Annotated in this window: 12 protein-coding genes and 1 pseudogene; 12 read left to right on the forward strand and 1 reads right to left on the reverse strand. The window is 38.2% G+C overall.

Annotated features, from left to right (window positions below; translation table 11 throughout):
* Positions 1-66: 66 nt before the first annotated feature.
* From MTN96_RS12035 to MTN96_RS12080, 10 genes and pseudogenes are all read left to right on the forward strand, one after another.
* Positions 67-392, forward strand: a pseudogene (locus MTN96_RS12035) (alpha/beta fold hydrolase); the annotation flags it as partial.
* Between the two features lie 229 nt (positions 393-621).
* Positions 622-1,029 carry a hypothetical protein gene (locus MTN96_RS12040; protein ID WP_004587201.1) on the forward strand — a complete coding sequence of 136 codons (408 nt, stop codon included), beginning with the start codon at positions 622-624 and terminating at the stop codon, positions 1,027-1,029.
* A gap of 152 nt (positions 1,030-1,181) precedes the next feature.
* Positions 1,182-2,237, forward strand: coding sequence for a sodium:proton antiporter (locus MTN96_RS12045; protein WP_248531727.1), 1,056 nt, complete (start codon positions 1,182-1,184; stop codon positions 2,235-2,237).
* 27 nt (positions 2,238-2,264) lie between these two features.
* Positions 2,265-2,438, forward strand: a complete 174-nt coding sequence (locus tag MTN96_RS12050; RefSeq protein ID WP_248531730.1) for a hypothetical protein — start codon at positions 2,265-2,267, stop codon at positions 2,436-2,438.
* Between the two features lie 270 nt (positions 2,439-2,708).
* The gene (locus MTN96_RS12055; protein ID WP_096739465.1) at positions 2,709-3,116 is read left to right on the forward strand and encodes a hypothetical protein; all 408 of its coding nucleotides are present in this window, start codon (positions 2,709-2,711) and stop codon (positions 3,114-3,116) included.
* Between the two features lie 267 nt (positions 3,117-3,383).
* A complete protein-coding gene (locus tag MTN96_RS12060) occupies positions 3,384-3,722 on the forward strand; it encodes a methanolan biosynthesis protein EpsI (protein ID WP_248531732.1) in 339 nt (112 codons plus the stop codon).
* On the forward strand, positions 3,715-5,058 hold the full coding sequence (locus MTN96_RS12065; protein ID WP_004587205.1) for an SPFH domain-containing protein: 1,344 nt from the start codon (positions 3,715-3,717) through the stop codon (positions 5,056-5,058). The genes MTN96_RS12060 and MTN96_RS12065 overlap by 8 nt, the downstream gene beginning before the upstream one ends.
* A 226-nt stretch (positions 5,059-5,284) precedes the next feature.
* On the forward strand, positions 5,285-5,554 hold the full coding sequence (locus MTN96_RS12070; RefSeq protein ID WP_029772421.1) for a YrhK family protein: 270 nt from the start codon (positions 5,285-5,287) through the stop codon (positions 5,552-5,554).
* 55 nt (positions 5,555-5,609) lie between these two features.
* Complete coding sequence (locus MTN96_RS12075) at positions 5,610-6,125, forward strand: M23 family metallopeptidase (RefSeq protein ID WP_374275181.1); 516 nt, start codon at positions 5,610-5,612, stop codon at positions 6,123-6,125.
* Positions 6,126-6,362: 237 nt separating this feature from the next.
* Positions 6,363-6,773, forward strand: a complete 411-nt coding sequence (locus tag MTN96_RS12080; protein ID WP_004587208.1) for a hypothetical protein — start codon at positions 6,363-6,365, stop codon at positions 6,771-6,773.
* A gap of 76 nt (positions 6,774-6,849) precedes the next feature.
* Here MTN96_RS12080 and MTN96_RS12085 read toward each other — a convergent pair whose 3' ends face one another.
* Complete coding sequence (locus tag MTN96_RS12085) at positions 6,850-8,163, reverse strand: S41 family peptidase (protein WP_248531736.1); 1,314 nt, start codon at positions 8,161-8,163, stop codon at positions 6,850-6,852.
* Positions 8,164-8,435: 272 nt separating this feature from the next.
* Here MTN96_RS12085 and MTN96_RS12090 point away from each other — a divergent pair, with 272 nt between their 5' ends.
* A complete protein-coding gene (locus MTN96_RS12090) occupies positions 8,436-8,846 on the forward strand; it encodes a hypothetical protein (protein ID WP_004587208.1) in 411 nt (136 codons plus the stop codon).
* A 476-nt stretch (positions 8,847-9,322) separates the two neighbouring features.
* Positions 9,323-12,469: a pilus assembly protein gene (locus MTN96_RS12095; protein ID WP_248531738.1), complete on the forward strand. Its 3,147-nt coding sequence runs from the start codon at positions 9,323-9,325 to the stop codon at positions 12,467-12,469.
* Positions 12,470-12,955 lie beyond the last annotated feature (486 nt).

The following is a 12,955-nucleotide window of genomic DNA, read 5'->3' on the forward strand; positions in this document are numbered from 1 at the left end:
ATAAAGGTGCTTAATTTTGTAAAATTATTTCAATAACACTTCCTATTTATAACAATGAAATAATTAATAAAGGTTATTATTTATTGCTCACTTTTCATCTCACATAGCCCTTTAGCTGAGCTGGCTAAAGTTCAATTAAATGGCTTTTACGTTGAATACGAGTTAGCTGGAAAAGGTAAACATACTATTTTACTTGAAGCGGGCAGTTCTGCTGGTTTAAGTGATTGGGAACCGTTTTTTTTGAATCAATTACCAAGCACGCGAAAGTTATACGGTATTCTCGTATTGGTAATGTTGGTTCTGCACAAATAAAGAAAAACTATAGCTAACATGAATATGCAGCTGAGGCTGTGTTATTACTCAAAACACTGAAAATAGAAGAGCCAGAAGTGCTTTAAAGCCAAGTAATTAAGTTACTCGAACGCACTCAATAAGGTGTGGTTCGGTTGCCGATTGTATAAATACTAATTGCCCTAAATTAGTAATTTGGCATTAGACTAAAGTCTATAAGTTAATTTTCTTCACTTATTGGTTTTGTTTTAATCGTTTGTCGGTTTTGTGTTAATTCTCTAAAGTTGAATTGTCGGCAACAAGCACGACTAACTCAACAGGAACATAATCATGAAAAGCTCACTTATCAAAACCATCGCTCTTGGCTCTTTATTAACTTGCTCAGCTGCTGTAATGGCTGATACAAGTGACTACAAATTAATGGTTATCGAACAAGCGACTGCACCGCAGCCAATTGAGCAGTCATTTAATAGTTGCGCACTTAATGTTAAGTCAAAAAACTATGCAGAGGCTGAAGCAATTTGTACAAAAGCAATTGCACTTTTAAAAGATGCAGACGGCCCTAAATTTAAAGTACGCCAACTTACGTCATTCGCGTTAAGTAACCGAGGTGTTGCACGCTTAAAATCAAATAATGACACAGCAGCCATTGCTGATTTGTACGAGGCAGCGCAAATGTCTAACAGTACAATGGTATCGCATAATTTAACACTTGCTAAAGAAGAGCTTGCGCTATAAAAAAGCACTAAACTTGCTTTAATTAAGCCAGTGTATAAAAAGCCCATGTTAGGTTTATTCTTAACATGGGCTTTTTGCGTTGCACGGTTAAAAACTGCAAATCATAAAAGTGGAAACTACTTATTAGGCTTTAAATTTAAGAGAGCTAGATTATGGATGTCACGAGTACGTTGAGCATATTTGAAATTAGCGCGATTTTTTTATCTATAACCGCATTACTTGCTTATATAAATCATCGGTTTATTGGCCTGCCAACCACCATTGGGGTGATGGTTATTTCGCTTTTAGTGTCTATTTCGGCCATATTTATGGGCTTTTTAGGGTTTAATGAACTTATTGATTACGAAGTAAGCCTACTTGATCAACTCAATTTTACTCATGTATTGCTCGACGGCATGCTCTCAATGCTGCTTTTTGCTGGGGCGCTGCACGTTAATGTAAGTGACTTAAGACGTTATAAATTACCCATAGGTATTTTAGCGTGTGTGGGTACGCTAATTTCAACAGTGATTATTGCTGCAGCGTTATATGTAGTAGTGCCTTTATTGGGATTTAATTTATCGTTTATATGGTGTTTATTATTTGGTGCGTTGATTTCGCCAACCGATCCGATAGCGGTGATGGGTATTTTACGCTCTGCTGGCGCGCCTAAAAGTATTGAAACCGTAATAGCGGGGGAGTCGCTATTTAATGATGGTATAGGCGTGGTGGTATTTGCGCTTTTATTAGGAATTTTAACCAGTGGTGATATGCCAACTACATACTCAGTGGCTCATACACTCGCTGTTGAAGCGGGGGGCGGTATAATATTTGGTTTAATATTAGGCGCTGCTTTAAATTATTTATTAAAAGCAATAGATAGCTACCAAGAAGAAGTATTACTTACGCTAGCGGGTGTTATAGGCGGTTATGCATTGGCGAGTCACTGGCACTTATCGGGGCCACTTGCGATGGTTATGGTGGGATTAATGGTGGGTAATCATGGCCGTAATTTAGCCATGAGTGATAAAACACGCCACTATGTTGATTTGTTTTGGGAGCTAATTGATGAAATTTTAAATGCCATTTTATTTGTGCTAATTGGCCTTGAAGTGGTAATGATTGTGTACTCAGCTAATTTGCTGGTGGCGGGCGTTTTAACCATTTTAATTGCGCTATGCGCACGTCTTATTGTGGTTGGCCTAACAACAACTATTTTTAATAAATAGCTCGAGCTGCCCAGCGGTGCATGGAAAGTGTTAACCTGGGGAGGACTACGTGGCGGTATTTCGGTGGCACTAGTATTGCAGCTACCTGATGGATCGCAGCGTAATATTTTATTGGCTTTAACTTATGCAGTGGTGGTTTTTTCAATTTTAGTACAAGGCTTGAGCGTAGGAAAAGTCGCCAAAAGCATAAAAACAAAATAAATTTTAAAGATTGATTTTTGTACAGCTTGCTGGCTTGTATGCGTAACTACTGCATAACACTCGTTTTAAAACCTTTTTCAAAACAAGCAGTAATTACGCTGGTTTACACGCTGTTAAACATTTAAATTTGTACGTATATTAGACTAAAGTCTATAGGTTAATTTTCTTCACTTATTGAGTTTGTTTTTCTCGTTTGTCGTCGCTGAGCTATTACTCTAAAGTTCAGTTGTCGGCAACAAGCACGACTAACTTAATTAGGAAAGGCAAACCATGAAACGTACACTTTTAAAAACCATCGCTCTTGGCTCATTACTAACTTGCTCAGCAGCTGTAATGGCTGATTCAAGTGACTACAAACTAATGGTTATCAAAACCGCTACTGCGCCATTGCCACTTGAAGAGTCATTCAATAGCTGCGCACTTAACGTTAAATCTAAAAATTACGCTCAAGCTGAAGAAATTTGTACTAAAGCCATTGCACTATTACAAGATGCACAAGGCCCTAAATTTAAAGTACGCCAGCTTACATCGTACGCTTTAAGCAACCGTGGCGTTGCACGTTTAAAAGCGCATAACGATACAGCAGCATTAGCTGATTTATACGAAGCAGTACAAATCTCTGAAAACACTTTAGTGTCTCATAACTTAACTCGCGCTAAAGAAGAGCTTGCCTTATAAAGCAATTTAATTAGCGAGAGTCACAAAAAAGCCCCTACCGATTTATATTAGGTAGGGGCTTTTTTGTGCGTGTAATAAAATTTTTTTATAAAACTCACATGTAAATTTAAAAGCGAGAAAGCCCGTTTTAGAAAGCTTTATTTTTGGAATTATTACTTTTACCTGTTTTTTATACGAGGTTTCTGTAAAATTAATGAGTTAACATTTGTTATTGATTTATAACACCTGTTATTGACGTAATCATTCAACTAAATATAAGCAGGTTATATGATTTTCTATATTGTTGGGTTGAGTACATTGGTTATTATTTTGTGTTTAGCTATTTATGTTATTTATAGCAATATACGCAAAAACCGAGTAAGAAAAACTAAGGAATACAATGTGCTGTTTGATAAAGACACCATTGTAGATGAGCTTATTACTCAACTTACGGATAAAAACCAAGCCCAAGCAGATAAACATAAAAAAATAAAAGGCAAAGAAGAGATCCTTGCAACATTTATAGAATTGCATCGCTCAGGTAGTTTTTGTACGCATTTAAGCGAGCAAGAAATTATTTACTTTGTTAAGAAAAAACTAAACATGGAGAGTAATGAAAATGGATAGCGATAAAAAAGCGGTTCCAGAAGAAAAGTCACAATCATTTATAGGTCGTTTTGGCCGCCGAAATGTCATTTTAGTAACATCAATAGTGGTTGTGTTGGCTGTTATAGCAACGCTTACTTCACAAGTTATTTCTTGGAACGAAGCTGACGAGCGTTTAGTTCATCAATCGGCGTTTACCGGAAAGTTAACGGTTATTAACCAAGCTGGCCCATACTTAAAAGCATTTGGCACTACATCTGCTTATAAAAAGGTTATATCGATTAACTTTACGGGTGACGAAAACGCGACTGCGAGTGCAATTGTACCTCTTATTCCAATACGCTTTTTGGATACAACAACCGGTGGTGCACGTGGTGTATCGCGCTTTAGGTTGCCAGGCAATGTACCAGCCACTGAAAAAGGTGAATTACGTGGATTACTAAAAATACACGAAGAGTTTGGTTCGCAAGATACGCTTATATCTAATTTACTTATGCGTGCTACTACAGAAAACGTTAAAGCGTCGGCGCGTATGATGTCGGTTGAGCAGCATTATTCTGGTGGAAACGGGCAACTTAGCCAAGACTTCTCTGATCAACTTACTAATGGTATTTTTGTTACTGAGCAAATAATCAGCAGCGGTGAGCGGGATAAAAGCGATGAACTAGGTAGCTTAAGTAAACAGCAGCGTGTAACGGTAAATATTAAATCTGATAAAGAGGGTAAACCGCTGCGTAATGCGCCGATTTTAGGTGCGTATGGTATTACTGTTGTAGATGCAAGTATTATTGATATTGACTACGAAAGTAAAGTAAACGCGCGCTTAGAAGCGCAAAAGCAAGCGGCTGCAGATGAAGCCTTGGCACGTCAAAATCTTAAAAAAGCAGAGCAACAAGCGCGTACAGAAGTTGCCTTAGGCGAACAAGCAATAGCAAAGCAGCGGGCAGAGTCTGAAAAGCTTAAAATTAAAGAGCAAATCGATGCCGAGCGTATTAAAGCGAATGCTATTATTTCTGCGCAGCAACGTGTAGCTGTAAAAGCTGAGTTGGCTAAAGAGCAAGAAGAGATATTAAAGCAACAGCGTTTGGAAGCACTAGGTATGGATGTGTTAGCTGAGGCACGCTTACGTGCTAAATCAGCAGCGCTTGATCCTAAATATGTGTTTGATGAAACATTAAAAGCTGAGGTGAAAATTCAAACTGCTTTATTCAATAGTTTAGGAAAAAGCCGTTTAGTGCCTGAAATTGTAATAGGTGCAGGGCAGGGCGAGCAAAGCAATGGTTCTGAATTTATGCGATTATTAGCGGCAGATGCGGCTTTAAGTCTTAAAAAACGTTTAGAAAAAGACCAAAAATAAACAATTAAATATACAAGCAATAGTGAGTTTTTAGCTATAAAGACTCTACACCAATAAAAACGCTGGCTGATATATCAGGCAGCGTTTTTTATTGTGTGTTTTTTGCTATTGTATTATGCAGATAAGCCTATACCAATTCGCAATAATACTTAATTAAGCGAATTGGTATTAGATGCTAGTGAAAACAGTTTTTTTAATTACACAGTAAAAAGAGTGAGTAGTATTGATGGGCTCCAGCAAAAATCAGCTTAATTTAGACTTAGGACAAGAGCATATTACTATCCAACGCCGTTATGAAGCATTAGGCGCAGTTAACGATTTTTTAATTGCGGTGTGGTTTTTAATTGGTAGCTTTTTCTTTTTAAATGAGTCATTAGTTGAAAGCGGTACCTGGCTTTTTATAGCTGGCAGTGCGCAATTAATAATAAAACCTGTATTAAAATTAATGAGTTTAGTTCACGTTAAAAAAGTGTTTCATTCTAATAATACTCACTAGGCGTTCAGGTATTGTAATTAATAATTTAATGACTATTCACAGCAAAGGTAATGCATTGAAACTACTAAAGTGGACTTTTGGCGCAGTTATAATTTTATTAATAGTGGGTTTACTCATTCCTGAGAAGCTAGTAATTCCTGTGCAAGGCGCTACAAGTAAGGATTGGAACCACAATACGTTTTGGTATGAGCCGTGGGGGCGCTCGGGTGTGCATAAAGGAATTGATATTTTTGGCGCTAAAAACACGCCTGTGGTTGCAGCAACAAGCGGTATTGTTATTTTTTCAGGTGAACTAAACCGAGGTGGCAAAGTGGTTGCGGTATTAGGTGCAAAATGGCGAGTGCATTATTTTGCACATTTAAATGACTACCATGTAAGTGCAGGGGATGTAGTTAGCATAAACAGCCAAATTGGCTTACTGGGCGATACAGGTAATGCCGCAGGAAAGCAACCTCATGTGCATTATTCTATATTATCGCTTATGCCTATGCCGTGGCTTTTTACAACACAAAGCCAAGGGTGGAAAAAGATGTTTTTTTTAAACCCACATAAAAAGTTAACTGCTAACTAACTCAGTTTTACTTATAGGTGGGCCTTTACTAATAAACTGCCAACGTAGTTAACTCGCTTGTTTTTGCTGTATTTTTTAAAGTGAAAGAAACGCTATTTAAAGCAGGTGTTAGACTAAAGTCTATAGGTTAGATTTTCTCACTTATTAGGTTTGTTTTTATCGTTTGTCGGGGCAAGAGGATTTATCTAAAGTTAAGTTGTCGGCAACAAGCACGACTAACCAAACAGGAAGATAATCATGAAACGTACACTTTTAAAAACCATCGCTCTTGGCTCATTATTAACTTGCTCAGCTGCTGCAATGGCTGATCAAAGTGACTACAAATTAATGGTTATTGAAGATTCTGTAACAGCCGCACCCGAGTTTGAACAGCCATTCAATAGCTGTGCACTTAATGTAGAATCTAAAAACTACACAGAAGCTGAAGCCATTTGTACACAAGCAATTGCCTTATTAAAAGAAAGCCGTGGCCCACGTTTAAAAGTACGCGAACTTACATCGTTTGCATTAAGTAACCGTGGTGTAGCCCGCATGATGGCCAAAAAAGACACCGCAGGCCTTTCAGATTTATACGAAGCGTATCAAATTTCTAAAAACTCACTGGTATCTCATAATTTAACGCGTGCTAAAGAAGATTTATCGTTATAAAAACGTTTTATAACGCGATAAAAAAGCCGGTGAAGGGATAATCCTGCATCGGCTTTTTTGTATACAATTGAAAGTTTTATATCGTGTTTTTATCGAATAGACCAAAATTGTTATAAAGCGATTTTTGTTTAGGTAACTGGCTTGTTTGAGTTGTTGAGCAACTATTATTAGTTAACAAGTATAGAGCCTCGCTTAGAAGAGGATCTTTGGTATCGCCCCAATCAGAATTAATGGTATCTTCGGCGTAACAATCTGCAGGTAAACCATCAAAGTAATCACCATAGCCAGCTGAGTTAGTCATTTTAAAGTTTATGGCAAACACAACGTGGTCACAAAGTTGATTAATATCCATGCCAACAGGCTTTCCTCCTGTACTTGTGCCAACTACTTGAACATCAATGTAAGGTTCTAGCGCATTTATTACCACTTCGCTGGCAGACAATGTTTGTTCAGTGGTAAGTATTACTACACGAGGTAAATTTAGGCGTGGTTGATTATTATTTAACTCGAAATCTACGCTGTTAGTTTCACGGTTTTTATTATATTCGTAATTAAACATAGGCTTGCCAAGCACGTTCTCAGCAGCAATTTGGCTTGCTAGTTGTTTAGCTACATTAAGGTAACCGCCGCCGTTATAGCGTAAATCAAGTACTAGCTCTGAAACGCCCTCTTGCTCGAATAACGAAAATGCGTCATCTAAGTCTGGGGCACTGCGTTCAATAAAGCTATTAAAGGCCAGGTAGCCAACCTTACCTGTGTTAGATTCTAATATGCGGGCGTCTAGAATAGTGTTTGTGCTAACCGTTGCGCGTGCCATAGTGCCGGTTTGTTCTTCACCGTTTAAATCTATCCACGTTACGTCTACTGTATAGCCTTCTTCTTCAGGCCCCAATAAGGCATCGTAGTCAAACGTATTGTTGGTTATTGCTTCTTCAATATTTACGCCATTCATTTTGGTGATTAATGAGCCTCTGGTTAACCCCATAGCTGCTGCATTACCATCGTCAAATACATACTTTACAAGAAGACCGTTAGATTCTATTTTGTTTGCTAAACCATAACCAAAATAACTCGCGTTAAGGTATCGGTCTTCATATTCTTGCGCGGTGACTACATAACTGTATTTGTCTAATTCTACTTGCGATTTAACTTCGCTCATTAAATCGCTTAATGAGTCAAATGTAGATGGGTTTGTTGAGGTATTTAGCTGCTCACTCCAAAGATAATCTGTTTGGAGGTAGTCCCAAAGGGCTTCGTTTTGTGCTGTTTGACTAGCACATATTGCAGGGTCGGAACTTATAACCTTGCCTTCGTTCTCTGAGGAGCCGCCACATGCACAGAGTAATAAAATTGAGCTAGATAAAATTATATTTTTTGTTTTTTTAATCATGACAATCCTTGTAAATATTGGGTTAATTAACAAAGTTACAACACTAATGCTTTTTTGGCAATAGGTAACCATTGTGTAAATTGTTGAGTTTATTTAAGTTTATTTATAGCTTTCAGTCGGCCAATCTTCTGCTGTAAAAGAAGGGTAGGCTAAGTCTATAAGTTAGATTTTCTCACTTATTAGGTTTGTTTTTATCGTTTGTCGGGGCAAGAGGATTTATCTAAAGTTAAGTTGTCGGCAACAAGCACGACTAACCAAACAGGAAGATAATCATGAAACGTACACTTTTAAAAACCATCGCTCTTGGCTCATTATTAACTTGCTCAGCTGCTGCAATGGCTGATCAAAGTGACTACAAATTAATGGTTATTGAAGATTCTGTAACAGCCGCACCTGAGTTTGAACAGCCATTTAATAGCTGTGCACTTAATGTAGAATCTAAAAACTACACAGAAGCTGAAGCCATTTGTACACAAGCAATTGCCTTATTAAAAGAAAGCCGTGGCCCACGTTTAAAAGTGCGCGAACTTACATCGTTTGCATTAAGTAACCGTGGTGTAGCCCGCATGATGGCTAAAAAAGACACCGCAGGCCTTTCAGATTTATACGAAGCGTATCAAATCTCTAAAAACTCACTGGTATCTCATAATTTAACGCGTGCTAAAGAAGATTTATCGTTATAAATTTATTACTTAGCACTTAAAAAGCCCCTGCGAGTTTATAACTCGCGGGGGCTTTTTAGTTTTTATTTTTTAAATTAACCAATGTGAGTTGTTAATTTTTAAGCGGGTTTAACGTGTATCCTCACTTAAATACCTATTTTAATAGGGGGTTTTAAACTTAAAATATGGTAATAACACCATTGCAAGTAAGGTTAACCGAGAATCACAGGGTTAATTGTTTTTAAAAGCGGGATATTTTACTAATGGCGATGCGTATATAAAATGCTCTAAGGGTATTAAATTTCTTTATATTTGCGCCTGTTTTCATTAAAGTACTTAAAATATAGCAAATTCAGTTAATATTAATCTTTGTAAATAAGTTTATGTTTAATGGCATTTAGCTGTTTTGTGCATTTTTCTAATTAAAACTAAAAATAAATAAGTAACTGCACTTTTAATGGAACTGCGTGATTTTAGCGCAGATAAAAGGATTTAAAATGAAATTTACCTTCAATCGCATTGTTGCATCTTTTTTTGCAGCAACTGTTAGCCTCTCTGTAACCGCCGAAGATATAGAGCTATACGTAAACCATAACGTAGAAACCGATGAAAACCCCCGTGTTGTGATTATTTTTGATACCTCCGGAAGTATGGGAAGTAAGCTTCCTTACAACGGACCTAAAAAAATAGATGCAGCTAAAGATGCCATGACCCAACTGGTTAATGATAATAGCGCCATTGACTTTGGTTTAATGCGTTTTAATGGTAACAACGGTGGTTATATTATGGCTGGTTTAGGCTCATCACATGACACTATTTTAGGCCAAATTGAAAAGCTACCTGCTAGCGGAAACACCCCCGTTACAGAAACCTTATGGGAAGCCTACCTTTATATGACAGGCCAAACTGTTTGGTATGGACAAAATACCAATCAACGTGACTTTAGTGTAGAGACCAATGACAACCCTTTAACGCCCCCTGATTATATATCGCCGTTTAGACAGGCATATGGTTCGCAAGAGCGCTGTGATAATTCTATAAATTTAATATTAATGACCGACGGCGACCCTACTCAGGATAATAACCGTAATGACGATATTAAAGATTTATACAAGCAAAAATTTGGTTATAACCCCAGCAAAACAAGTAATAGTTATTTAGCAGCATTAGCGCAAATAATTCATGGTACACAAGACGTTGAAATAGATCTTTACGAAGACACACCGGAAGTAGCAGACACAGGCCGCGTATTTACTATTGGTTTTGGTAGTGGCATGAGTAGCAAAGGTAAAACGCTTCTTGAAAAAACCGCTGAACTAGGTGGTGGCGAGTACCTTCACGCAGATACCTCAGCAGAGCTCTCTGAAGCGTTAAATAATACTATTTCTAGAATACGCGAAGTAAACGATAGCTTTTCATCGCCTACGGTTGCCAGTAATAACGTTGACCAAACCCGCAGCCGAGAAGCAATCTATTTTGCTATGTTCTATCCTGAGACCGGGGCTCGTTGGGGCGGCAATTTAAAAAAATTAGTTATGTCGGGCTCTAACATAGTTGACTCCACAGGCCGTGAGGCAATAGGTGATGACGGCCTAATTAAAGAAGACGCTCGCACGTTTTGGCTACCTTCAAATAAACCGGCTGATGGTAATTTAGTCGCACAAGGCGGCGTAAACTACTTACTTTCAAGCTTAGACTCACAAAGCCGCAAACTGTATATAGATTCGGACGGTAGTATTGTTGATTTTACCTTTGATAGAGTTAAAGAAATTTTAAATATAGTGTCAGACGCCATAGGTGGCATCATACCGGGTACTGATATTGCTATCTCGCGCAATGATATTAATTGGGCAAGAGGCATGGATGTAGATAACGAAGATAGCGATAGCTCATCAGTAGATCAGCGTGCCAATATTTTTGGTGATCCTTTGCATTCTAAGCCGGTATCTATTGATTATGGTGATGGCAACATACGTATTTTAGTGGGCACTAATGCTGGCTTTCTGCACATGTTTAACGATAAAGGTAACAGCATTGAAGAGGAGTGGGCGTTTATGCCTGCTGAGCTGTTAAAAAACATACCTGCACTTCGTACAAATCAAGCCAATACTAAAGTGTATGGTATGGATGGGCCTATTAGTGTGTTTTTTAACAATAAAAGTTTAAACAGTGACGGCTTAAATGACGGAGTAATAGATGCCACTAAAGGTGATGAAGTATGGGCATTTGCTGGCATGCGCCGCGGGGGTAAAAACTATTATGCACTTGATATTAGCGCACCAGATAAACCAAAACAGCTTTGGAGTAAGCCTATTGTAGGCGGCTCAGATGGGTTTGAATACCTAGCTCAAACCTGGTCAAAACCACAAATAGCCTATATTAAAGCGTTTGGAGATGAGCCTTTACTGGTATTTGGTGGCGGATACGATACAAACAAAGACAACGCGATTCGTAGCGAGGATGAATCAGGCACGGGAATTTACATTGTTAAGGCTAAAACCGGCGAAAGAGTATGGGCGTTAACGCCCGAGGATAATAATTTCCAAGGTAAGCACAGTATAGCTGCTGATATAGCAACGCTTGACTCAGATTATGATGGTTACATTGACCGTTTATATGCCACCGATACGGGGGGTAATATTTGGCGTGTGGATATGCCAGGCTCTGACAAAAATAGTTTTTCTCATTACAAATTAGCAGAGCTTGGCAGTTCATTAGCAACCCAAGACCGACGCTTTTTTTACAAGCCACTAGTGGCACGTACTATGTTTAGTAAAGTGAGCAAAACGAGCTATGGCGGTGAAGAAATAACCACACGATTAGATACGCCTTACGATGCAATCGTGATAGGCAGTGGTAATCGCTCAAATCCGCTTGCAACCAATGAGCAAGATCACCTTTACATGATTCGCGATGAACAAACCGTAACTAAAACCTTCGATTCACAAAATACGCCAGAGCCCATAGTACCAAGTGATTTAATGCTTATGAATGACGACCCATTTGGCAATGCACTAGATAATGTAGATGAGTTTGTAGAACTTGAAGCTGATTTAGCAGGCTTTAAAGGGTGGCGATATGAGCTAAGTAATGGTGAAAAATCATTGGCTGCAGCCACCGTGGTAGGAGGCGTAGCTTATTATACATCGTTTACACCTGCACTAGAGTCTGATAAAAATCAGTGCTCTTTAACAGGGGGCGGTGGTGCAATGTACGCTTTTCATTTGCACTATGGCACAAAAGTGTACGACCAACTTAAATTTACTACCAGCTACGATGTGCCCGATACCGCTCAGTTGTATTTTGGTGAAGGCGACTCATGTATAGATGCTAATAATAATGGATTATGTGATGTGCCAACACCTGATGATGGTGACCCAGATGACGGTACCCCAGGTGGTGGCTACGAGTACGAAGAAACAATACCTGTGAGCCAAGTAAGCCAATTTTATTTAATCGGCCCGAGCCTTACTGGTGAAGGTGCAGTAAACCCAATCAAACCGCCTGAAATTAACGGACCAGGGCTAACTGTTGTTGATGGTAAAGTTAAACTTGTAAATGACAGTGATACATTAGGCTTTGGCTTTAAAACGCAGCAAACCTACATATATAAGCGTGAAGAAAACGATTCTTCATCTGATTAGGTTAGCCTTAGCTCAGGAGTCGCAGCGCTTTATTATTTACCGCGCATGCCTTTAAAAGGCATGCGCTAACTTTTCTAGCTAATACTATAGAACCCAAAGCAAACCTTGCTACGTTAAAGTGTTCTGCTAAAGAAAGCTCAACAATGTAATTTTTGCCTAAAACTCAACACGCCTCCTACTTAAAATAGATTACCTAACCAAGCGAATTTATATTAATAAAAGCCAACATTGTTTTACGCTAAGCCAACATTTATTCGCAATTATTGTGTTTAAGTATTATAAAAAGAGGGCTTATTGTCCCTATATTGATAATAGACATACAGGTATGAATTGGTTTATGAATTGTTCGTAAATAAACCAATTAATGTGTAAATAAACATTAAATAAGTCACTAAATAGTAAAGCAATATTTGCATAACATGGTTAAAAAAAAGAATTATAAAACTTACCATTTTTAATGGTTGCTAGTGCTTAATTTTGCCGCTA

This window comes from Pseudoalteromonas sp. 2CM28B (assembly GCF_023161935.1).

What these genes read in the sequence shown, in the direction of transcription:
- MTN96_RS12040 (WP_004587201.1), top strand. Translation starts at nt 622, where the DNA reads ATGAAAAGCTCACTTATCAAAACCATCGCTCTTGGCTCTTTATTAACT.
- MTN96_RS12095 (WP_248531738.1), top strand. Translation starts at nt 9,323, where the DNA reads ATGAAATTTACCTTCAATCGCATTGTTGCATCTTTTTTTGCAGCAACT.
- MTN96_RS12085 (WP_248531736.1), bottom strand. Translation starts at nt 8,163, where the DNA reads ATGATTAAAAAAACAAAAAATATAATTTTATCTAGCTCAATTTTATTA.
- MTN96_RS12060 (WP_248531732.1), top strand. Translation starts at nt 3,384, where the DNA reads ATGATTTTCTATATTGTTGGGTTGAGTACATTGGTTATTATTTTGTGT.
- MTN96_RS12070 (WP_029772421.1), top strand. Translation starts at nt 5,285, where the DNA reads ATGGGCTCCAGCAAAAATCAGCTTAATTTAGACTTAGGACAAGAGCAT.
- MTN96_RS12045 (WP_248531727.1), top strand. Translation starts at nt 1,182, where the DNA reads ATGGATGTCACGAGTACGTTGAGCATATTTGAAATTAGCGCGATTTTT.
- MTN96_RS12065 (WP_004587205.1), top strand. Translation starts at nt 3,715, where the DNA reads ATGGATAGCGATAAAAAAGCGGTTCCAGAAGAAAAGTCACAATCATTT.
- MTN96_RS12055 (WP_096739465.1), top strand. Translation starts at nt 2,709, where the DNA reads ATGAAACGTACACTTTTAAAAACCATCGCTCTTGGCTCATTACTAACT.
- MTN96_RS12080 (WP_004587208.1), top strand. Translation starts at nt 6,363, where the DNA reads ATGAAACGTACACTTTTAAAAACCATCGCTCTTGGCTCATTATTAACT.
- MTN96_RS12090 (WP_004587208.1), top strand. Translation starts at nt 8,436, where the DNA reads ATGAAACGTACACTTTTAAAAACCATCGCTCTTGGCTCATTATTAACT.